Genomic DNA, 21,452 nt, shown 5'->3' on the forward strand with positions numbered 1-21,452 from the left:
AGTTTGGTTTATAAAGATACTTTTTAAAAATGAATATTAAACAACTAAGAACTTTTTTAAGATTTCGGTTTCTTCATAAAGAAAAGTCGATATATACCAATAATTAAAAATATAATACCAATACACATTGGGTAAAAACCATTACTTAAAATTGGATAATTGGCTTTAGAATGTAACATTACACTAATATTGCCTGAAAAAAATCTTCTTAAACCACCTGCTAACAATGCAGTTCCAAATATAAATGAAAACCAAGTTGTAATTTTATGCTCTTTTTTTTGTTCAATTTCTTGCCTTTTACGTTTGCTTAACTTTTTCTTTGTCATTAAATTTGATAGAATTATGCTTTCTTTACAATATTATCTAAAATTACAAATTAAAATGAATATAGAACAGCTAAGAGATTTTTGTATTACCAAAAAAGGAGTAACAGAACATTTTCCTTTTGATGAGGTTACCTTAGTGTTTAAGGTGATGAACAAAATGTTTGCGCTTTCTGGTTTAGACAAATGGGAAAAAGGAGTAGAAAGCATCAACCTTAAATGCGATCCTGAAAAAGCTTTAGAATTAAGAGCAGAATTTGAAGGAATAAACCCAGGTTTTCATATGAATAAAAAACATTGGAATACGGTTGTTTTAAATTCTGCGGATGTTTCTGATGATTTGGTTCGAGAACTCATTAATCATTCTTATGATGTTGTTGTAAAAGGATTGACTAAAAAAGTACAGAAAGAATTGGAGAATTTATAAGATGAAAAAACACGAGCTCAGAAAAATATACAAACAAAAACGACAAGATTTGTCTTTTTTTGAAATCGAAAAATTGCAAGAAAACATCTACAATCAAATTTATGATTTAGATATTGCTGAGGTAAAAAATATCCATATTTTTCTGACTTTAGAAAAATTTAAAGAGATAAATACAACTCCAATTATCAATTATTTCAGCAATAAAAATATAGCAATTGTAGTTTCTAAAAGCGATTTTAAGAACAATACACTAACACATTATTTTTTAGAAAAAGACACAAAAACAGAGGTCAATAAATACGGAATTCCAGAACCTATCAATGCAAAGCAAGTACCAGAAAAAGAAATCGATTTGGTATTTGTACCACTTTTAATTTCTGATGCACAAAACTACAGAGTTGGTTATGGCAAAGGTTTTTACGATCGTTTTTTATTGAATTGCCGAAAAGATTGTAAAAAAATCGGTCTAAATTTCTTTAAACCGATTGCTAAAATTGATGATATTGATCAATTTGATATTGCTTTGGATGATGTGATTTATCCTAATGCATAATATAAATTACTCGTGACAACTACATCTTGGTGTTAAAAAACTATTCGTTTTTAGATTCACAGGCACTCCTTGATTATAGCCATCCATTTCAAAATAAAATTTACTTCTTTTGGTGTCGTAATTTCCAACTTCATTCATCGTATCAATATCATACAAACGACCATTAATCATGGTGTAAATTACTGAATTTGAGTTTTTAATATCTTCTAACGGATTTTTATCAAGGATAATTAAATCTGCTAATTTTCCTTTTTCTAAAGAACCAATTTCATCAGCCACACCAATATAATCAGCACCATTAATAGTAGCTGCTTTTAAAGCTTCGTGATTGCTTAAACCACCTTGTTGCAACATCCATAGTTCCCAATGTGCGCCCAAACCTTGCAATTGTCCGTGAGCACCTAAATTTACTTTTACGCCTTCATTAGCCAAAGCAGTTACGGTTTCAGAAGTTAAAATATGTCCGTTTTTATATTCCTCTTCAGGAATTTTAAGACGATGTCTAGAACGTGTATCTACCACATATCTTGGTGTGTATTTTAGTAAGGTTTTGTTTTCCCAAACATTCATTTTCTGATACCATTCCATTTCTCCATTCATTCCTCCATAATTTACAATTAGAGTTGGTGTGTAACCAGTTTCGCTATTTTTCCAAAGCGATAAAACATCTTTGTACACAGGATTTACTGGAATGTTGTGTTCAATTCCAGTATGTCCATCAAAAATCATAGACATATTTGAATAGAAATTAGAACCACCTTCTGGCACCACATTTAAACCCAATTCTCTGGCTGCTTGCATAATTTGCTGACGTTGTTCTCTTCTAGGTTGGTTATAACTTTTTATCGATTTTGCACCAAAAGCTTTGGTTCTTGCAATCGCAAAACGTGCATCTTCTAAGTTGTTTACAACCGCTTTAAAATCGCCTTCTGCACCATATAAAATAAACCCTGTAGAAAACATTCTAGGGCCAACTAATTGCCCACTTCTTTGCAATTCTTCTAAGGTAAATGCTGCTGCTGTATGAACAGAAGGATCGTGAGACGTTGTAACTCCAAAAGCCAAATTTGCATAAAACTGCCAATGTTTTTGCGTACTTAATCCGTTTCTAAAAGCACCAACGTGCGCGTGTACATCAACCAAACCAGGCATAACTGTTTTGCCCAATAATTTATACACTTTAGCATCAGAAGGAATTGTAATATCTGAAGTTTTACCAATCTTTTCAATTTTATTTTTGTTGATGATAATGGTGCCATCTTCAATAACTTGATTGCCTTTCATCGTAATAATTCTCACGTTTTTAAGCGCAATTCTACCATCAGGAATATCTGATTTTGTTGTTAAATTGATTTTAATTCCTGCAACTTCATCAGCTGTTAAATTGGTTTTTGCAAACGGATCTGTAGTGTTGTTTACAATTGATTTTGAAAAATAGGTGTCACCCAAAGTCCAATTTACTTTTTTATTATTTGCAGACCAATGCAAGTTGATTCCTGCATCATCAGATAAAGGTTCTACCTTAAAAGATAGGGTATTGTTATCTAAGTTGATTTCACTACCATTCATCACAAAAGGAGCTACATATAATTTATGCAAATGAATAAAAGCGATGAATTTATTGTCTGTACTAGGTACTAATCTGTTGGCTAATTTCGATGAAAAATGACTTCGTTCTTCTTTTCCATTCAAATCAACACTTTTTAATTTTTTGGTTAAGCCTCCAAAAAATGATCCTCCAGTTTGAAAGAAAATACGTTGGTCATCTGCAGAAAAAAATGGGAATTCTCCGCTTTTGGAAACTCTTTTTGCATCAGTTCCATCAGTATTTGCAAGATAAATCCCTGTTTTTTTGGTATAATCAAAACCTTGATCTCCATTTCCAGCTTCTTTTCGATACACGATTTTTGAATCATCACCATTAAAAGCAGGCGTTCTGTAAATTCCTTTTTCTTTGGTGATTTTCATCAAATTGGTTCCGTCTAAATTTACCTTGTAAATCGCACCTAAATTTTCATCATTCCAAGTTACAAAAAGTACAGATTTTCCATCTGAAGAAAAATGAGGTTCAGCCTCAAAATCGGCTAAAGTGGTAATTCTTTGCGGAATTCCCTCAGGTAACTTTTTCTTGTAAATATGTCCTAAAGAAGTAAAAACAATTGTAGAATCATTAGGTGAAGTTTGCACATCTTTAATCATTTTTGAAGTGAATTTTTCTTCAAAAACTTTACGTTTTACACGATGTGTTTTCACTAATTTTATTTCTTGATTCACCTGAAAAGGAATATTCTGAATCTGTTTTGTGGCTACATTTATCCTATTAATTTTTCCCTGTGCCCAAACAATAATGTCTTTATTATTTGGCATCCAAGCAAAATGAGGATACACTCCAAAAACAGCCCAAGCTTCAATTTGATCTTTACTCAAATTCTCATAGATTGGCCATTCTTTTCCGGTTTCTAATTCGTGAATGTATAAAACCGATTTTGTTCTTACACGTTTTACAAAGGCCAATAATTTACCATCTTTAGAAATTACAGGTCTTGCAGCACCTCCAGGTCCACCAGTAATTTGCTCAATTGCTCCAGTTTCAAAATTGTAACGTTTAATTACATAAATCTGTTTGTTTGGATCTTTATTATACTGAAAAAATCCTCCAGGATACATATCTTCAGCATAATATAAATATTTGCCATCAGGTGAAATGGATGGGTCATTTACATCTTGTTGATCGTTTTTACGTTTCGTCAATTGCAAACCTGCAGCACCAGAAAGCGGATATTGCCACATTTCTCCTGCACCTACAGAACGTTGAGACGTGTAGTGTTTTCGGGCAACTAAAGATTTTCCATCTGGTGTCCAAACTGCATTATTTAACAATCTGTATTTTTCTTTGGTGATGGATTTTGCATTTTTTCCATCAACCGTCATAACCCAAATATTATTACCTCCTTCAGCATCGCTAGTAAACGAAATATATTTTCCATTTGGGCTAAAGCGTGGTTGCACTTCATAAGCCAAACCAGATCGTAAAATAGTACTGGTGCCTCCAGAAATTGGCATTTTATAAATATCACCTAACAAATCGAAAACAATGGTTTTTCCATCTGGTGAAACGTCTAAATTCATCCAAGTTCCTTCTGTGGTGTTGAGTTGAAACGAATTGTATCTCCAGTCTTCGTGCGGATTATTTACATCCCATTTTTGGGGTTTCTCCTTTTTTTCTTGTGAATTGATTTGTGAAAAAAAAGGTAAAAATAGTAGTAAAAATATATATTTAGGTTTCATATCAGTTGATTAAAATTGAATTGTATAAATGTAAGAATTCTATTTTAGAATTTTCAGTTTAGAGGACATTACTCTTGAATAGTAAATTAGGATTAGGGCATATGTGCTTCCAATAATCAATTTCACTTTCTAAAGCCACACCAGGAAAATCATTTTGATAATCTAAAAGAGATAGCATAATTTGAAAATGTAAATGAGGCACCCATTTTCCATTTTCTTCATAATTGCCTAGAACACCAATGTCGGTTCCTTTTTTTATAAAGTCTCCAATCTTATATTTTAAAGTGCTATTTTCTGAAAGATGCCCATATAATGTGTGAAATTCTATGGCACTAAAAGTATGTTTTAAGATGATAAAACCTCCATACCCTTTATGGTCTTTTTGATGCACGCTACAAACAATTGTTCCATCAAAAATAGCGTGAATTGGTGTATTTTTGGGTAACCAAAAATCGACACCCAAATGAATATTTCTTTTTTCTGATGAGTTTTCGGCGTTGTAAATAGCTGAAGTATATAAAGCGCGTTTTTCTAAATAACCACCTGTAATTATTTTATTGGGATGTTGCTGTTGAATTTCAGCTAATTTTTCTGAAAAAAAAGCAGGGTTATTAAATTCAGCTTCTGTTTTTACAGTCGTATTTTCAATACTTAAATCGATATGAACTGCCTCTTTTTTTTGGACAGTTGGAAATAAATTGGCTAAACAAACTTGTTGATTTTTAGACCATTTTTCAAACGTTTTAAAAGCGATTTTTTCATCCATATTCAAAAATAGAATAAATGTATTAGATTCTGAAAATTACTTTTTATTATTTGTAGTTTTGTGTAAAAGCATTAAAAAATGATTGTACAAGGAAATATTGTTGATATACAAAACCAAAGAATTTTTAAAGGTGAAATTGTGGTGGAGAATGATAAAATCATTGCAATTCACGAAGCAAATCATACTAAAGAAAATTATATTCTGCCAGGTTTTATTGATGCACATATTCATATAGAAAGTTCGATGTTGGTGCCTTCTGAATTTGCGAAAATTGCAGTAATTCACGGAACCGTAGCAACAGTTTCAGATCCACACGAAATTGCCAATGTTTTAGGTGTAAAGGGTGTCGATTTTATGATTGAAAACGGAAAGAAAGTCCCGTTAAAATTCAATTTTGGTGCACCAAGTTGTGTGCCAGCCACTTCTTTTGAAAGTGCAGGCGCTATTATTAATGCTGATGATATTAAGTTGATGATGGAAAATCCGGATATTAAATATTTGGCAGAAATGATGAATTATCCAGGAGTCTTGTTTGATGATGCTGAAGTTTTGGCAAAAATACAACACGCAAAAAATAACCACAAACCTATTGATGGTCATGCACCTGGATTAAGAGGCGAAAATGCCACCAAATATATTGCTGCAGGAATTTCTACAGATCACGAATGTTTCTCTTTTGATGAAGCCAAAGAGAAATTAGCGAAAGGTATGAAAGTGATTATCAGAGAAGGTTCTGCAGCCAAAAACTTTGAAGCCTTGATTGATTTATTACCCGATAATTACAAAAATATGATGTTTTGTTCTGATGATAAACATCCAGATGATTTGTTGTTGGGTCATATCAATCAGTTATGCGAAAGAGCAGTTGCCAAAGGAAATGATGTTTTTAAGGTGTTGCAAGCAGCTTGTATAAATCCTGTAAAACACTATAATTTAGGGGTGGGCTTATTACAAAAAGGTGATTTTGCTGATTTTGTGGTCGTTGATAATTTAATCAATTTTAATGTTTTAGAAACCTATATCAATGGAGAATTAGTAGCTAAAAATGGTGAGAGTTTTGTGAAATCTGTGGATTTTGAAATATTGAATAATTTTAATACAAATGAAAAGAAAGTTGCTGATTTTGAATACAAATCTTCTACCAAAAAAATAAGAGTCATTGAAGTTTTAGATGGCGAATTGGTTACCAATCAAATTGAGTGTGAATCTTTAATCGAAGATGGAAACTTAGTTTCAAATACAAAAACGGATGTTTTAAAAATGACAGTCGTCAATCGTTATCAAAACAATGCACCAGCTATTGCTTTTATTAAAAACTTTGGATTGAAAGAAGGTGCAATTGCAAGTTCTGTTGGGCACGATTCTCATAATATTATTGCTATTGGTGTTTCTGACGAACTAATTTGCAAAGCTGTAAATTTAATCATCAAAAATAGAGGTGGAGTTTGTGCTGTAACATCAACTGAAGAAAAAATAGTTTCATTACCAGTTGCAGGAATTATGTCTGATAAATCCGCCCAAGAAATTGGGAAAAACTACGCTGAATTGGATAAAATGGCCAAAGAAATGGGCAGCAAATTACGAGCACCTTATATGAGTTTGTCGTTTATGGCGTTGTTGGTCATTCCGTCTTTGAAACTCTCTGATAAAGGTCTGTTTGATGGAAATACGTTTCAGTTTACTTCTTTAGAAATAAACTAAAGCGTTTTGTCATTCCCACGAAAGTGGGAATCTAGTAAAAAAAGTTATGAATAATTTCTATAAATATTACATTTATATATTAGCTAGTCAAAGAAATGGAACTTTATATATTGGAGTAACCAATGATTTAGAAAGAAGAGTTTATGAGCATAAAACTGGATTAGGTAGTAAGTTTACCTGTAAATATAGCGTATATAAACTAGTGTATTTTGAAGCTTTTCAAAATATTAATGATGCAATTCTAAGGGAAAAAAGACTTAAAAAGTGGAATAGAGCTTGGAAACTAAAATTAATTGAAGAAGAAAATAAAGATTGGCAAGATTTGGCAAAAGATTGGTATGATAATAAATGATTTCTTTTACTGGATTCCCACTTTCGTGGGAATGACAAAGAGCACTTATTATCAAATTGAAAATAGTACATTTGCAAGCAATCAAACAAAAAAAATACAATGAGTTTACAACAAGATTTAGAAAATAGAAGTGGCAATCAATGTGAGTTATGCACATCAACTTCAAACTTATCAGTTTACGAAGTAAAACCAAAATTGACTGGTGGAGGTGGAGTAGATGGTAGTTTGTTGGCTTGTGAAACTTGTGTAACTCAGATCGAAAATCCTGAAGAGGTTGATGCAAATCATTGGCGTTGTTTAAACGATGCTATGTGGAGCGAACACAGAGCCGTAAAAGTGGTAGCTTGGCGAATGTTATCTCGTTTACGAAAAGAAGGTTGGCCACAAGACTTGTTAGATATGATGTATTTAGAAGATGACGATTTGCGTTTTGCAAAAGAATCTGGAGATCATTTAGAGGAAAGTGAAAAAATAATTCATAGAGATGCGAATGGCGCAATTTTACAAGCGGGAGATTCTGTAGTTTTAATTAAAGACTTAAAAGTAAAAGGTTCTAGTATGGTTGCAAAACAAGGTACAGCTGTACGTAGAATATCTTTAGATCACGAAAATGCCAAATATATTGAAGGTAAAGTTGGCCCAACTCAAATTGTAATTATTACAGATTATGTAAAGAAAATGGCAGATAAAGAGTAGTTTTTCTAAAAGAAATCTCCTTTATAGTCCCAAAATTTCATCAAAAATAAAATTACATAAACAGTTGCTACAGAAAACTTAATGGTTGCTGATGCTAAAAAACCGATAAATGCACCAAAAGAAGCTTTTATAGCTCTGTTGGTATCTTTGCTATCATAAAGTAATTCGCCTATTAAAGCCCCAAAAAATGCGCCAATTAAAATTCCAAAAGGAATAGGAGAAAGTAAACCTACAATTAATCCAATTGTGGTTCCGTAAACTCCGTATTTGCTGCCTCCAAAACGTTTTGTGCCTATTGCTGGAATGATGTAGTCTAACACCCAAATTAGAATTGCAATTGCTAAAGTGATGCCTAAAAATGTCCAATCACTTGGAATTATTTTTGTGGAATACAACAGCAATAAACCAAACCAACCTGTAATTGGTCCAGGTAAAATGGGTAGAAAAGATCCTACAATGCCCAGTAAAGTCAGTAGAAATCCAATAATTAATAAAAAAATATCCATAAATGCTATTTGATAGTTTGACGAGAGAATAGCCACTTTGTTACAATTTTTATAACTATAAAATTAGTTTAAACTAAAAATTTAGTTATATTTGTGATATTAAACTAAAACATTAGTTGAAGTTATGCAAAAACAATTGACAAAAGCCGAAGAGCAAATTATGCAAGTTTTATGGGATTTACAGGTAGCTTCTGTAAAAGAAGTGATTGAAAAATTACCAGAACCAAAACCTGCTTACAATACAGTTTCTACAATTATAAGAATTTTAGAAAGTAAAGAATTTGTAGCACATAAACCAGAGGGTAGAGGTTATGTATATTACCCAATTGTAGAAAAAGAAACCTATAGCAACCAAAGTTTACATAAATTAATGAACGGTTATTTTAATGGCTCCTTTAAAAGTATGGTATCCTTTTTTGTAAAAGAAAATAATATGGATGTTACTGAATTGGAAAGTATTTTAAAAGAAGTGAATAAGAAAGAGTAGGCAGTTTTTCAGTATTCAGTTTACAGTTAACGCTGTCATTTTGAATGAAACGCATTGAAATTGAGAAATCTTTGTGCAACTAGATTTCTCCACAAGGTCGAAATGACAAGTCTAAAAATCAAAAAATAAACTATGATCAATTACATCCTCCAAATCATTTTATTCCAAGTATTATTCTTGGCTGTGTATGATTTCTTTTTAAGCAAAGAAACCTTTTTCACCAAAAACAGATGGTATCTATTAAGCACACCAATGTTGTCTTTTGTGTTGCCATTGATAAAAATACCCACTTTTCAAAGAGCAGTTTCACAAGAATTTGTGATTCAGTTGCCAGAGATCGTTCTGAATCCAGATAAGGTATTACAGCAAACAATTCCAGAAACTCATATTGAGGAATCTTTCAATTATGTAAACATCTTGTTTTGGGTTGGTGTTGCTTTTTTCTTGATTTTATTTTTGATAAAATTGATGAAAATTATTTCGTTTATCCGTAAAAATGAAACGATTGATAAATCTGATTTCATCTTGATATTCATTCCGAATCAAGCCAAAGCATTTTCGTTTTTCAATTACATTTTTTTAGGAGAGGAAGTGCCAAAACAGCAACAAGAAAAGGTAATTCAGCACGAATTGGTGCATAGCCAACAAAAACATTCAATAGATTTATTGTTTTTTGAAATATTGAAAATTGCAATGTGGTTTAATCCAATGATTTATTTTTATCAAAAGAGAATCACCTTAGTGCACGAATACATTTCAGACGCAGTCGTTGCTAAATCAGAAACTAAAGAAAGTTATATTAACAATTTATTATCTAGTTTTTTTCTGGTTGAAAACATCTCGTTTGTAAATCAATTTTGTAAAAAAACATTTATCAAACAGCGAATTTTAATGATGACAAAAAAGCAATCAAAAACAGTTAATCAATTAAAGTATTTGGTGTTAGCTCCAGTTTTAGTAAGTATGCTGTTCTACAGTTCTTGTGCATCTTATGACAGTAGATTAGAGAAAAGAATTGTTACGCATTACAGAATGGCAGATGGAGAACTATTTAGTTATAAAGGAGATAAAGAAGCTCATTTAGATGATTACTTTGGACCAGACCCAAAAGGACTTTTAGAAGAAATACCTTTTGACGAACTACCTGAGGAAATAAAAAAAGAAGAGTATGCTAAATTTAAAAAATTTAGAAAAATATTTAAAAATAAGGCAAGTTTAGCAATGATGCTGAAATACACTCGTTTTTTTAAAACCCCAGATGGAAGAATTGCAGAAGGAACGATACTTGAAGGATCAAAATCGATTCATCCAGATAAACTCGGAGACGAATTGTTATTTATAAAGTTAAATAAAAGACCAACTTTTCCTGGATGCGAAGAGGGTGATTCAGATTGTTTTATCGAAAAAATAGATCAACATTTTAAAGATAATTTTAATAAAACTGTCTTAGCAGATTTAGATCTGAAAACAAAAAAAATAAAAGTAAATGTTGATTTTACTATAGATACAAATGGTTATGTAGAGCGAATTAAAGTAAAAGCACCCAATGAAATTATAGCTAATGAAGCCAGAAATGTTATAGCTAGGCTACCTAAAATGACTGGAGGTGAAAAATATGGTAAACCAATAAAAGCCAATTATAAATTACCTTTTACCATTATACTTTAAAAGAAATGTATGATTAAAAAATGCTTTAAAATAATCCATAAAATGAAATTTAAAAGAACGAATCAATTTAAATATTTGGCATTGATTCCTGTTTTGGTTGTACTATTATTTAATAGTAGTTGTTCTGAAAGTACTGCTAATGTGAATCCAGTTATTGAGAAACAAATTCAAACTAAATATCGATACTATAAAGGAGAATTAAAAGGATTTAAAGGAAGAAATAGCACTTATTTAGACGATTTATTGGTTGGCAAATGGCCAGAGAAAATGAATGAAATTCAATTTGAAGACCTAACCAAAAATGAACAAGAAGAACTTATAAGCTATCAACAAAATGGATTTTTAGAACTAGGTACAGCAATAAAACTATTTAAAATGCCTAATGGAAGAAATACCATAGGAATACTAATGCCAGCTATGGAGTTTGATAAAACTGATGTTAAAATTGATGAAATAATTTTCTTAAAAATAACAAATGCTCCAGTTTTTCCAGATTGTGAAGAACAAGATTATGATTGTTTTTTCTCAAAAATGAAGGCCCATTTTAATTCAACTTTTGATCGAAACATTGTAGATGACATATTTGTAAGTCCTGGTATTCAAAAAGTAATTGTTGATTTTAGTATAGATACCAATGGAGAAGTTATTGATGTTACAGTTAAAGGGAACCATATTGTTATTGAACAAGAAGTTAAAAGAGTGATTAAAAGTTTGCCTAAAATGAAAGCTGGAAATAAAGATGAAGTGATGAAAAAAACAAAATATACACTCCCGTTTAAAATAATAATTGATTAAAACTTAAGCTATGATAAACTACATTCTCCAAGTCATCTTATTCCAAGTATTCTTCTTGGCTATTTATGATTTCTTTTTAAGCAAAGAAACGTTTTTTACTAAAAACAGATGGTATTTATTAAGCACACCAATGTTGTCTTTTGTGCTGCCATTGATAAAAATACCCACGCTTCAAAAAGCAGTTTCACAAGAATTTGTAATTCAATTGCCAGAAATTGTTTTAAACCCTGATAAGGTAATACAGCAAACGATTCAAACAACAAATATTGAAAAATCTATAAATTATGTAAACATTTTGTTTTGGGTTGGTGTTGCTTTTTTCTTGATTTTATTTTTGATAAAATTGATGAAGATTATCAGATTTATAAGGGAAAATGAAAGCATAAAAAAATCTGATTTTATATTGATATTTATTCCGAATCAAGCCAAAGCATTTTCGTTTTTCAACTACATTTTTTTAGGGGAGGAAGTGCCAAAACAGCAACAAGAAAAGGTCATTCAGCACGAATTGGTGCATAGCCAACAAAAACATTCTATAGATTTATTGTTTTTTGAAATATTGAAAATTGCAATGTGGTTCAACCCTATGATTTATTTTTATCAAAAGAGAATCACTTTAGTACACGAATACATTTCTGATGCAGTCGTTGCTAAATCAGAAACCAAAGAAAGTTATATCAATAGCTTATTGTCTAGTTTTTTTCAGGTGGAAAATATTGAGTTTGTAAATCAATTTTATAAAAAAAGTTTAATTAAAAAAAGAATCATTATGATGAAAAAGAATCAATCAAAAACAGTAAATCAATTAAAGTATTTAGTGTTACTTCCAGTGTTACTAAGTATGCTTTTTTATAGTTCTTGTGCTGATGAGAATTTAATTACGAAAGAAAAACATGAATCTGTTAAACAGCAAAAAGTTAGATATTTTCAAATTGGAGATAACCCAATGAGAGAAACCAAAATGGATGAAGAGAGTTATTTAGATATTTATTTTGGGATAAAAGAACCTGAGTGGCCAGAAATTACATACAATGATTTGTCTTTTGAGGAAGCTGAAGAGTTTGAAATTCAGATGAATAAAATAAAAAGCTCAGATAGTGATTTTTCAAATTCAATAACACTCAAAGTTTATCAAAGAAACGAAGGAAGAAGGGTTCTTGCGAGTATTATAGATATGGAAAAAATGAAAAGTTTAAGAGAAAAAGTTACCACAGAAACAGAAGAAGTTTCGTTTATGAAAATAGACCGAGCACCTACTTTTTCTGGTTGTGAAGCAGGAGATAAAAAGTGTTTTTCTCTTATGATACAAAAGCATTTTGTGAAGAATTTTGACGCGAATTTACCTAAAACATTAGGTTTAGATCCAGGCAAGAAGAGAGTTTTTATAGCGTTTAAAATAGACAAAGAAGGTAATGTAATTGATGTTAAAGTAAGAGCGCCACATCAAAAAATTCAAGATGAAGTAATTTCTGTAATGAATTCTTTACCAAAAATGGTTCCTGGGGAAAATGATGGGAAAGTGGTTGCTGTAAAATATTCAATTCCGTTTACTATTATTGTAGCATAAAAAACACCTATGAAAAAGAGCATTTTAATTGTAGCATTATTTGTAATTGTAAGAGTTGAAGCCCAAACTTCAACTTTTGCAGTTTCAGATAGTTTATTTGCTAAAGGCAGGTATAAACTTGCTTTAAAAGAATTAGAAAAAAGTGAACCTTCATTTTTATCAAACTACAAAACTGCCGTAATTTATGAATCAATAGACAATTATAAAAAAGCAGCGTATTTTTTAGAAAAAGCCCTCACTTTTAAAGATGATGAAAAAGCAAAACTAAAGTTGGCTAAGAATTATCGGGCTTTAAAATTATCTAAAAAAGCCATTCCAATTTATGAGGAAATCTTAGCTAAAGACTCCTTAAATTTGGTCTTACAATATCAATTGGGGAAACTTTATATCATCAACAGAAAACCCATAAAAGCTGAAAAAACCTTTCAATATCTCATTTCTCAAGATGCATCTAATGCCAATTATAGTTATCATTTAGGTTTGGCTTATGCTTTACAGGCCAAAAGAGATCCAATGATCAATAGTTTTATCACCACTTATACAAAAGATACCACACATTTTAATGCCATTACAAGGTTGGCCAAAAGTTTTAATGCATTAAAAGATAGAGATTCTACCCAGTTGTTTGTCAATAAAGGCTTGGCTTTAAATAAAAATCATATCGATTTAAACAAACTGAAAATTAATCAATTGTATCGAGATAAAAAATACAAAGAAGCCATTCCGTATTTATTAAATTTAGATACCATCGATAAAAAAGATACGTATAGTACATCTATGTTAGGAAGAATGTATTTTAAATTAGATAGTTTAGATCAGGCAAAAAAGTACTTTAAAAAATTGTCTTTTAAAGATCGAGAAGATTTTAAAGCCAATACCTATTTAGGGCATATTGCTATGATAGAAAAAGAATATCAAACTGCAATGATCAACTATATGATGGCTACTTTTAAAGGAAAAGACAAAAGAGATGAGGAATACATGGGTTTAGGTACCATGTATTTAGCTACTAATAAACCCAAGCAAGCTATGAATGCTTTTGAAGAAGCCTTTAAAGAAAACAGAAGAAATTATAAAGCTTTATATCAATTGGCAAAAACTGCTGATGATTATTATAAGGATAAAAAAATAGCCTACAAGCATTACATTAAATACATAGAAACCTTTTACGATAAAGATGATGTAATTGCTGCCTTTGTAAAAAGACGGATTAAAGACATAAAAAAAGCGTATTTTGTAAAAGGGGAAACGTTAAAATAAAGTCGTTAAATTTTAGTAATTTCACGCCATAATAGATTAAGGCTAATGCGTGTTTTTTCTTTTTTAGTATTGCTGATGTTTTTCACTTCGTGTGATAAGCTTTCGTTGACAAAAAAACAGCCTTTGCAAGTTGTGGATACTATTATCGATTTTACGGCTGTAGATACTTCACCCTCTTTTAAAATATGCGATTCTATTATAGATAAAACTCAAAAATCAGATTGTTTTAGAACCACCATTCATAAAAAAATTAGCCTAGAGTTGCAAAAACATCAACTGCTTATCAATGATACTATTGATGAAACGGTTGTGGTAGATTTAATAATCAATACAGAAGGAAAAATTATTTTTGAAGGTGTAAAATCATCCGAAAAAATTAAAAACGAATTGCCTGAATTAGATAGTATTATTCAGACATCAATTCATAAATTACCTACCGTTTTTCCTGCCATAAAACAACGTTATAAAGTAACCACCAAATATCAATTACCCATCAGGATTTACTTGAAACATTAATTGTTGGATTTGTTTGTAGAATTAATGTTTTTTAAAAGGATTAAAATAGAGTAACACATTGTAGATATGAAGAAGCAACTAAAAGATAATTGGAAACTTTTTTTAATAGCGAGTTTAACTTTGGGTTTAGCGCCTTTTAATCCTCCTCATATTTGGGGTAAAATTCAATGGATTTTAGGCGGAAATGCTTTTTCTGGACCTGATGCTATGCAAGGCCAAGATTGGTTCGATGTGTTGTTACACGGAACGCCTTGGGTCTTGTTATTGATTTCTATTTTCTTAAATCTTTTTGCATCAACAAAAAAAGTGACTAAGTCAAAATAATTCAGAAATAACGTTAAAATATAATAGCGTCTTAATCAAAAAAAATGTTAAAACATATCTTTACCACTATTCTATTATTACTTTCTGTAGTTGCATTTTCACAGAAAACCATCACCATCACTGGACAAATAGTAGATAAAGAAACCCTAGAAATCTTACCTTTTGTTTCTATTTCTGTAAATAAAGAAACTAGTAATACCATTGTTACAGGTGCTATTTCTGATGATAATGGGCGTTTTGAAATAAAAAATCTTGCCACAGGAACGTATATTGTTGTTGTTTCTTATTTGGGTTATCAAACCGAAAAACGTAAAGTAAGTTCTGGTGGATTAAATCCTATTTTCGATTTGGGTAAAATTGAAATTAATACAACTGCAGAATCTTTAGATGAAATCACTATTGAAGCAAAAAGAGCAACTATAAATGCAGCTTTAGATAAAAAAACATTCAGTTTAACAGAAAACATAGCACAATCTGGTGGTTCTGTAATGGATGCTATGAAAACAATGCCAGGCGTTGCTTTTGATCAAGATGGAAAAGTAATTTTACGAGGAAGTGATAAGGTTGTGGTTTTAATTGATGGAAAACAATCGAGTATTACAGGTTTTGGAAATCAAAAAGGATTGAGTAACATTCCTGCATCCAACATAGAACGTATCGAAATTATTAACAATCCTTCTGCAAAATATGATGCCAACGGATTTGCTGGTATTGTAAACATCATCTACAAAAAAGAAAAACAAACCGGTTTAAATGGCGATGTTGGGTTGTCTTTTGGGTTAGGTGCTTTATCCAAAAGAAAAGCAGATACACCAACAGATTTGGGTAGTTACGATGTGAATCCGAAATTAATTCCGAGTTTAAATTTCAATTATAGAACTAAAAAGCTAAACTACTTTTTACAATCAGAATTTATTCTTCAAGAAGCGTTACCCAACAACGAATTTACCACTAGAAATTACGATGATGGTAGAAATATTAGTTCTCAAGTTCCAGAAAATAGAAGACAATTTCGTTCTATAATTACAGGCGGAATGGATTGGGAAATTACCGAAAATGATGCAATTACCATTGCTGCGATGTACGACAGAGAAAAACACATAGATACGTCTCAAGTAGCTTTTATCGACTTAAATAACAAGGTTCGTAATCGCTTATATACTTGGAAAGAAGAAGAAGTAACCAGCTACATTAATGCGTCTATAAACTACAAACATAATTTTGAACAAGTAGGGCATTCGCTTTCTGCAAACGCTCAATACACAAGAGGTTTAGAAGATGAAAGTTATTTTTTAAATGATAGTTCTGCAGTGCGAATTGGTAGAGATATGACCAATATTCGCGCTATTGAACACACCACAAGTTTATCATCAGATTACACAAAAGCCTTAAGTAATGGAAAACTAGAATTGGGTTTAAAAGCACGGTTTCGGAATTTACCTGTAGAGTATACGATAAATCGTGGCAATGAATCGATTATTTATCCTGATTTGGGTGATTTTTCTACTTGGAAAGAAAACCTATATGCCTTTTATGGAAATTACATCTTAGAAAAAGAACGTTTTGATGTTGAAGCCGGTTTAAGAGCAGAGCAAACGGATGTTTCTTATGAGTTGGATCCTGTAAATGCCTATTATGCTTCCAATGATGCGTATGATTATTTTGAGTTGTTTCCAAGTGTTCGTTTTACCTTTAAAATGAATGACAACAATAAACTTTCGGTATTTTACAATCGAAGAATTGATAGGCCAGGAGAACCCGAATTGCGTGTTTTTCCTAAATATGATGATCCAGAATTGTTAAAAGTAGGAAATCCGTATTTGCGTCCACAGTTTACCAATAGTGTAGAGGCTGCACATCGTTATAATTGGGGTTCTGGTTCGTTATTTTCTGCGGTGTATTACAGACAAATATCAGGAGCGTATCAACGTGTTTTTAGCATAGATACTAGCAATCCAGATTATGATATTGTAAACCGTATTTATGAAAATACAGGAGAGAGCACCAATGCCGGAATTGAAATTTTATTCAGTCAAGATCTTACCGAAAACTGGAAACTAATTGCCAGCACAAACATCTATCAAAATAATATTAAGGCTTTTCAAGGTACATTGTTGTTCCCTTTTGTAAGAGCTTTTAGCATAGAAAAAACTTCAGATACTGCTGGCGATTTTAAAATTACCAATTCGTTTACACTTCCTTTAGCTATTGAAGCACAAGTTACAGGATTGTATTATTCAAAAAGAAATATGCCACAAGGAGATCAATTAGCGCGTTCTTCTGTAGACTTCGGATTGAAGAAATCAATGTGGGATAAAAAAGGAGAAATTACCTTATCTGCTAGTGATTTGTTCAATCAATTTGGATTAAGACAACAAATTAAAGGCGAAGGTTTTACAGCCTTGTATGAAAACAATTTTGAAACACAGATTATTCGTTTGGGGATGAAGTATAAGTTTTAAACTAATGGTTGAGATTTATAGAAAATAAGCATTCTTTTATCAAAAATTACTGAGAAAACTTTAAAAATTAATATTTCTGAAATACCACAAATTACAAAAGCGAATATGCTTAAATTTGTATGTCACAAATACAACTAGTCAAGTTTTATACATTCTTAAAAAAGGGTTGTTAATGAGTACAAATAAAATTAAAAATGAGTGTATCTAATAAAATTCCAGAAGTTTCATTTTTTAAGTTTCTAAAACATGCTAATGCTATTTTAAAAAATCCTTTGCCTTTTCACGCAAAAAACTTTGATACTTTAGGAGATATTTTTCGTTTAAAAATTGGTTTCGGAAAATCTGTGTTGTTTTGCAGAGATGCCGGACTTTTACAGCATGCACTGCAAAAGAATCAAAAAAATTATACAAAATCGTATATTCAAACCAAAGATTTAGTAAAATATGTTGGCAAAGGATTGTTAACTGCTGAGGGAGAACATTGGCAAAAACAACGAAAATTAATTCAGCCAGCTTTTCATAAAAGTCAACTAAAGCTGCTGGTAGATACCATTCAAAAAACCATTTTAACAGAGTTAAAAAATATTAAAACAGGAAAACCAATGGATGTTTTTCCTGTTTTTAATGATTTAGCCTTTCAAACTGTTATCAAATCAATTTTCAATATAAACATTTCTGATGCGGATATTGATGCATTGCAACATACCACAGAAGCCACGCAAAAAATGTTGGTTCAAGAATTAAGACAACCTTTTTTGGTGTGGTGGTTTAACCTTTCAGGAAAAACAAAAAAGCATTTGGACTTGACTCAAAATTCGAGAACAATTTTAAAAAGATTGGTAGAAGAACGAAAGCAAAGCAATGCAGAACATCACGATTTATTAGACATGCTTTTAAGTGCAAAATATGAGGATGGCTCTAGTATGGATGAAAATCAGTTGGTAGATGAAATATTAATTTTATTTGCAGCAGGTCATGAAACCACTTCAAATGCCCTTACGTTTACTTGCGAATTGTTAGCAAGAAATCCTGGAGCACAATCAAAAATAGCATCTGAAATTAAAAAAATAAAAAGTGAATCTAAAGAGTGTATGCATTGGATAAAAAATGCGAGTTATACAAAATTAGTTATTGAAGAGGCGATGCGCTTGTATCCTCCAGCTTATTTTATGGATCGCGTAAATATTGAGGAAGATACGTACAAGGGAATTGTTTTGCCCAAAGGCTCGAATTTGTTATTTTCAATTTATGAAATTCATAGGCATTCAGATTTTTGGAAACAGCCAAATGAATTTATTCCTGAGCGTTTTTTAGATGAAAATATGAAGTTTTCAAAAAATTATTTCCCTTTTGGTGCAGGGCCAAGAATGTGTATTGGCAATAATTTTGCGATGTATGAAATGATTTTAGCAATTATTGCCTTGGTAGAACAATTTGAAATTATTGAAAAGAAATCTCCTATTCAAATAAAGCCTTTAATTACCTTGAAACCTCATAATGCTATTTTAGAATTTAAAAATAGGCTGTAATAGAAAAGATCAAAAGGGCATTGTTAGCTATTTAAAAATCTTTTTTGGTCTCAAAAAGAGGTAATCTTATTTCTATAAAAGATGTATTTTATAATTTTGAAACACAGCTTTTTTGTTTAGAGATAAAGTAAAAATTTTAAAGTGTGTTCGTTAATTCTTTTTGCATTTGGGGTAAAAATCGATTAAAAATGGTGCTTTGTATGCTATCAATTGTACTAAATCCCTTTGATTCATAAAAAGATGCTGCATTGGGGTCTGCTATTAAAGTAATACGAATTGTGTTTAGTTGAATAGCTTTTTGAAAAGCATGTTCAATTAATTGTGTTCCAATTCGTTTTCCAATACATTTGGGCAAAACAAACAGAAACTCTAATTCAATTGTTTTTTCTTTAGGTTGATTTAAAATATAAAAACCAACAATATTATCATCTTTTAAAAATTTATAGACAAACATTTTAGAAATCATTTGTTCAGAAACAGTTAACTCCTCTGTCCAAGATTGAATTAAATCATCAGAATATCCCCAAAAGGCTTTCGATTGTAAAGCGATTTCAGTTAATTGTTTTTCGTCAGAAATTTCAGCTTCAACAATCATTTTACTTCTTAACCAATTGTCTAATTTTAATGTTTAAAGCTGCAAATAGTAAGGTTGAAAACGGACTTAAATAATTAAAGATAGCATACACAAAATAGTCTGCAACAGAAACCCCTAAAACACTAGATTGATAAGCTCCACAAGTATTCCAAGGAATTAAAACCGAAGTTACAGTACCAGAATCTTCTAAAGTTCTACTTAAATTTTCTGGTGCTAGTCCTTTATCTTCATACGCTTTTTTAAACATTTTTCCAGGAATGACTAAGGCCAAGTATTGGTCTGAAGCTACAATGTTTAATCCTAAACAACTTACTACTGTACCAGCAAACAAACCAAAAACAGAACTTGCTACAGCCAACAAGCTTTTGGTAATTTTTGCTAAAGCACCAATAGCATCCATCACTCCACCAAAAACCATGGCACAAACAATTAAAAAGATGGTCCATAACATTCCATTCATTCCTCCTGATGAAAATAACTCAGAAAGTTTGTCATTATCAGTTTCAATATTGGTATCTGTTAAAACAGCATTAATGATTGTTTGTAATTTAGAATCTGTGACACTTGCTAAAATATCGCCTTGAAAAATAAAAGCAAAAACAGCAGCCAATAAAACCCCAACACCTAAAGCAATTAAAGGTTTTGTTTTCATTAAAATCATGGCAATAACCACACTAGGAACTATAAATAATAAAGGTGTAATGTTAAATGTATTGTCTATAGAGGCTAACAAATTGCTTACATCTGCATTACCAGAAGTGTCTGTAGTGGTGCTTAAAATGGCAAAAACAATTAGGGTTACCAAAATTGTGGGCACAGTAGTGTAACCCATATATTTAATGTGTGTAAATAAATCTGTACCAGCCATAGCAGGTGCTAAATTGGTAGTGTCAGAAAGTGGTGACATTTTATCGCCAAAATAGGCTCCAGAAATTACAGCTCCAGCAATCATGCCAGTTGGTATTCCTAATGCACTACCAATACCTATTAATGCAATACCCACAGTTGCAGAGGTTGTCCAAGAACTACCAGTTGCTATAGATATAATAGCAGCAATAATAACAGAGGCAGGCAGAAAAATTGCAGGACTCAATACTTGCAAACCATAATATACCATAGCAGGAATGATACCACTTACAAGCCATGTACCAGCCAAAGCACCCACTAAAAACAAAATCAAAATTGGTACAAAAACACTTTTCCAGTTTTCCCAAACTTCGGCAAGCATTGTTGGAATAGAAACTTTATTAAAAAGTCCTACTGCAGCAGCAACAAGTCCTCCAATTAATAAAATATATTGGTTGGTATAAGCGCCAAACCATTCTTGACTTTCCACAAAAAAGATGTTGTAAGCCAACAGACTCATTAAAATCACAACAGGAATTAAAGATTCAAAAAGATTCAATTCTTTATTATCGATAATCTTTTGGTTTTCAATTTCAATTTCTGATAAATTTTTATCCTCTTGCATGCTGTAAAATTTTGTTGTGTAATGTTACGATTTTACACTAGGTTATGCAAATCAAATTGATTTAGATAATGAAAAGAAGCGATATCTTTTTATAAAGAAAACAGAAAAATAAACTTTGTTGTTTTAAGTAATTGTGATGATAAACTAAGAGCATTCACATTGTTTT

General features: G+C 31.1%; 20 protein-coding genes. 14 read left to right on the forward strand and 6 right to left on the reverse strand.

Annotated features, from left to right (window positions below; translation table 11 throughout):
• Nucleotides 1-56: 56 nt before the first annotated feature.
• Nucleotides 57-326: a hypothetical protein gene (locus SJY27_RS13355; protein ID WP_397445362.1), complete on the reverse strand. Its 270-nt coding sequence runs from the start codon at nt 324-326 to the stop codon at nt 57-59.
• Nucleotides 327-381: 55 nt separating this feature from the next.
• Between SJY27_RS13355 and SJY27_RS13360 the strand changes: the two genes are divergently transcribed.
• Together SJY27_RS13360 and SJY27_RS13365 are read left to right on the forward strand one after the other, a co-directional pair.
• A complete protein-coding gene (locus SJY27_RS13360; RefSeq protein ID WP_397445363.1) occupies nt 382-750 on the forward strand; it encodes an MmcQ/YjbR family DNA-binding protein in 369 nt (122 codons plus the stop codon).
• Nucleotide 751: 1 nt separating this feature from the next.
• The gene (locus SJY27_RS13365) at nt 752-1,303 is read left to right on the forward strand and encodes a 5-formyltetrahydrofolate cyclo-ligase (RefSeq protein WP_397445364.1); all 552 of its coding nucleotides are present in this window, start codon (nt 752-754) and stop codon (nt 1,301-1,303) included.
• A 6-nt stretch (nt 1,304-1,309) separates the two neighbouring features.
• On the opposite strand, the gene SJY27_RS13370 is transcribed toward SJY27_RS13365, so the two are convergent.
• Together SJY27_RS13370 and SJY27_RS13375 are read right to left on the reverse strand one after the other, a co-directional pair.
• Nucleotides 1,310-4,591, reverse strand: coding sequence for an amidohydrolase family protein (locus tag SJY27_RS13370; RefSeq protein ID WP_397445365.1), 3,282 nt, complete (start codon nt 4,589-4,591; stop codon nt 1,310-1,312).
• A gap of 58 nt (nt 4,592-4,649) precedes the next feature.
• A complete protein-coding gene (locus SJY27_RS13375; RefSeq protein ID WP_397445366.1) occupies nt 4,650-5,357 on the reverse strand; it encodes a peptidoglycan DD-metalloendopeptidase family protein in 708 nt (235 codons plus the stop codon).
• Between the two features lie 78 nt (nt 5,358-5,435).
• Between SJY27_RS13375 and ade the strand changes: the two genes are divergently transcribed.
• The 3 genes from ade to SJY27_RS13390 all read left to right on the forward strand — a co-directional run bounded on the left by ade (nt 5,436) and on the right by SJY27_RS13390 (nt 8,106).
• Entirely contained in the window at nt 5,436-7,058 is a 1,623-nt protein-coding gene (ade, locus tag SJY27_RS13380) for an adenine deaminase (RefSeq protein ID WP_397445367.1), read from the forward strand.
• 46 nt (nt 7,059-7,104) lie between these two features.
• Nucleotides 7,105-7,410, forward strand: a complete 306-nt coding sequence (locus SJY27_RS13385; RefSeq protein WP_397445368.1) for a GIY-YIG nuclease family protein — start codon at nt 7,105-7,107, stop codon at nt 7,408-7,410.
• A 99-nt stretch (nt 7,411-7,509) separates the two neighbouring features.
• On the forward strand, nt 7,510-8,106 hold the full coding sequence (locus tag SJY27_RS13390) for a PhnA domain-containing protein (protein ID WP_397445369.1): 597 nt from the start codon (nt 7,510-7,512) through the stop codon (nt 8,104-8,106).
• A 5-nt stretch (nt 8,107-8,111) separates the two neighbouring features.
• On the opposite strand, the gene SJY27_RS13395 is transcribed toward SJY27_RS13390, so the two are convergent.
• Nucleotides 8,112-8,612, reverse strand: a complete 501-nt coding sequence (locus SJY27_RS13395; protein ID WP_397445370.1) for a DUF456 domain-containing protein — start codon at nt 8,610-8,612, stop codon at nt 8,112-8,114.
• A 124-nt stretch (nt 8,613-8,736) separates the two neighbouring features.
• Here SJY27_RS13395 and SJY27_RS13400 point away from each other — a divergent pair, with 124 nt between their 5' ends.
• The 9 genes from SJY27_RS13400 to SJY27_RS13440 all read left to right on the forward strand — a co-directional run bounded on the left by SJY27_RS13400 (nt 8,737) and on the right by SJY27_RS13440 (nt 19,220).
• The gene (locus SJY27_RS13400) at nt 8,737-9,099 is read left to right on the forward strand and encodes a BlaI/MecI/CopY family transcriptional regulator (protein WP_397445371.1); all 363 of its coding nucleotides are present in this window, start codon (nt 8,737-8,739) and stop codon (nt 9,097-9,099) included.
• A 132-nt stretch (nt 9,100-9,231) separates the two neighbouring features.
• Nucleotides 9,232-10,767 carry a M56 family metallopeptidase gene (locus tag SJY27_RS13405; RefSeq protein WP_397445372.1) on the forward strand — a complete coding sequence of 512 codons (1,536 nt, stop codon included), beginning with the start codon at nt 9,232-9,234 and terminating at the stop codon, nt 10,765-10,767.
• A gap of 42 nt (nt 10,768-10,809) precedes the next feature.
• The gene (locus SJY27_RS13410; protein ID WP_397445373.1) at nt 10,810-11,562 is read left to right on the forward strand and encodes a hypothetical protein; all 753 of its coding nucleotides are present in this window, start codon (nt 10,810-10,812) and stop codon (nt 11,560-11,562) included.
• Between the two features lie 10 nt (nt 11,563-11,572).
• A complete protein-coding gene (locus SJY27_RS13415; RefSeq protein ID WP_397445374.1) occupies nt 11,573-13,129 on the forward strand; it encodes a M56 family metallopeptidase in 1,557 nt (518 codons plus the stop codon).
• Between the two features lie 9 nt (nt 13,130-13,138).
• Complete coding sequence (locus tag SJY27_RS13420; RefSeq protein WP_397445375.1) at nt 13,139-14,389, forward strand: tetratricopeptide repeat protein; 1,251 nt, start codon at nt 13,139-13,141, stop codon at nt 14,387-14,389.
• Between the two features lie 105 nt (nt 14,390-14,494).
• Complete coding sequence (locus SJY27_RS13425) at nt 14,495-14,905, forward strand: hypothetical protein (protein ID WP_397445376.1); 411 nt, start codon at nt 14,495-14,497, stop codon at nt 14,903-14,905.
• 66 nt (nt 14,906-14,971) lie between these two features.
• The gene (locus tag SJY27_RS13430) at nt 14,972-15,229 is read left to right on the forward strand and encodes a hypothetical protein (RefSeq protein ID WP_397445377.1); all 258 of its coding nucleotides are present in this window, start codon (nt 14,972-14,974) and stop codon (nt 15,227-15,229) included.
• Nucleotides 15,230-15,273: 44 nt separating this feature from the next.
• A complete protein-coding gene (locus SJY27_RS13435) occupies nt 15,274-17,691 on the forward strand; it encodes a TonB-dependent receptor domain-containing protein (protein WP_397445378.1) in 2,418 nt (805 codons plus the stop codon).
• 194 nt (nt 17,692-17,885) lie between these two features.
• Complete coding sequence (locus SJY27_RS13440) at nt 17,886-19,220, forward strand: cytochrome P450 (protein WP_397445379.1); 1,335 nt, start codon at nt 17,886-17,888, stop codon at nt 19,218-19,220.
• Nucleotides 19,221-19,356: 136 nt separating this feature from the next.
• Here SJY27_RS13440 and SJY27_RS13445 read toward each other — a convergent pair whose 3' ends face one another.
• Together SJY27_RS13445 and nhaC are read right to left on the reverse strand one after the other, a co-directional pair.
• Nucleotides 19,357-19,815, reverse strand: a complete 459-nt coding sequence (locus SJY27_RS13445; protein ID WP_397445380.1) for a GNAT family N-acetyltransferase — start codon at nt 19,813-19,815, stop codon at nt 19,357-19,359.
• A gap of 1 nt (nt 19,816) precedes the next feature.
• On the reverse strand, nt 19,817-21,286 hold the full coding sequence (nhaC, locus tag SJY27_RS13450) for a Na+/H+ antiporter NhaC (protein WP_397445381.1): 1,470 nt from the start codon (nt 21,284-21,286) through the stop codon (nt 19,817-19,819).
• Nucleotides 21,287-21,452 lie beyond the last annotated feature (166 nt).

Origin of the sequence: Polaribacter sp. R77954 (assembly GCF_044595335.1) — a bacterium.
In the GTDB taxonomy this organism is placed as follows: domain Bacteria; phylum Bacteroidota; class Bacteroidia; order Flavobacteriales; family Flavobacteriaceae; genus Polaribacter.

Coding starts and splice junctions, on each gene's coding strand:
- SJY27_RS13355 (WP_397445362.1), bottom strand. CDS start 326: ATGACAAAGAAAAAGTTAAGCAAACGTAAAAGGCAAGAAATTGAACAA.
- SJY27_RS13360 (WP_397445363.1), top strand. CDS start 382: ATGAATATAGAACAGCTAAGAGATTTTTGTATTACCAAAAAAGGAGTA.
- SJY27_RS13365 (WP_397445364.1), top strand. CDS start 752: ATGAAAAAACACGAGCTCAGAAAAATATACAAACAAAAACGACAAGAT.
- SJY27_RS13370 (WP_397445365.1), bottom strand. CDS start 4,591: ATGAAACCTAAATATATATTTTTACTACTATTTTTACCTTTTTTTTCA.
- SJY27_RS13375 (WP_397445366.1), bottom strand. CDS start 5,357: ATGGATGAAAAAATCGCTTTTAAAACGTTTGAAAAATGGTCTAAAAAT.
- ade (WP_397445367.1), top strand. CDS start 5,436: ATGATTGTACAAGGAAATATTGTTGATATACAAAACCAAAGAATTTTT.
- SJY27_RS13385 (WP_397445368.1), top strand. CDS start 7,105: ATGAATAATTTCTATAAATATTACATTTATATATTAGCTAGTCAAAGA.
- SJY27_RS13390 (WP_397445369.1), top strand. CDS start 7,510: ATGAGTTTACAACAAGATTTAGAAAATAGAAGTGGCAATCAATGTGAG.
- SJY27_RS13395 (WP_397445370.1), bottom strand. CDS start 8,612: ATGGATATTTTTTTATTAATTATTGGATTTCTACTGACTTTACTGGGC.
- SJY27_RS13400 (WP_397445371.1), top strand. CDS start 8,737: ATGCAAAAACAATTGACAAAAGCCGAAGAGCAAATTATGCAAGTTTTA.
- SJY27_RS13405 (WP_397445372.1), top strand. CDS start 9,232: ATGATCAATTACATCCTCCAAATCATTTTATTCCAAGTATTATTCTTG.
- SJY27_RS13410 (WP_397445373.1), top strand. CDS start 10,810: ATGAAATTTAAAAGAACGAATCAATTTAAATATTTGGCATTGATTCCT.
- SJY27_RS13415 (WP_397445374.1), top strand. CDS start 11,573: ATGATAAACTACATTCTCCAAGTCATCTTATTCCAAGTATTCTTCTTG.
- SJY27_RS13420 (WP_397445375.1), top strand. CDS start 13,139: ATGAAAAAGAGCATTTTAATTGTAGCATTATTTGTAATTGTAAGAGTT.
- SJY27_RS13430 (WP_397445377.1), top strand. CDS start 14,972: ATGAAGAAGCAACTAAAAGATAATTGGAAACTTTTTTTAATAGCGAGT.
- SJY27_RS13435 (WP_397445378.1), top strand. CDS start 15,274: ATGTTAAAACATATCTTTACCACTATTCTATTATTACTTTCTGTAGTT.
- SJY27_RS13440 (WP_397445379.1), top strand. CDS start 17,886: ATGAGTGTATCTAATAAAATTCCAGAAGTTTCATTTTTTAAGTTTCTA.
- SJY27_RS13445 (WP_397445380.1), bottom strand. CDS start 19,815: ATGATTGTTGAAGCTGAAATTTCTGACGAAAAACAATTAACTGAAATC.
- nhaC (WP_397445381.1), bottom strand. CDS start 21,286: ATGCAAGAGGATAAAAATTTATCAGAAATTGAAATTGAAAACCAAAAG.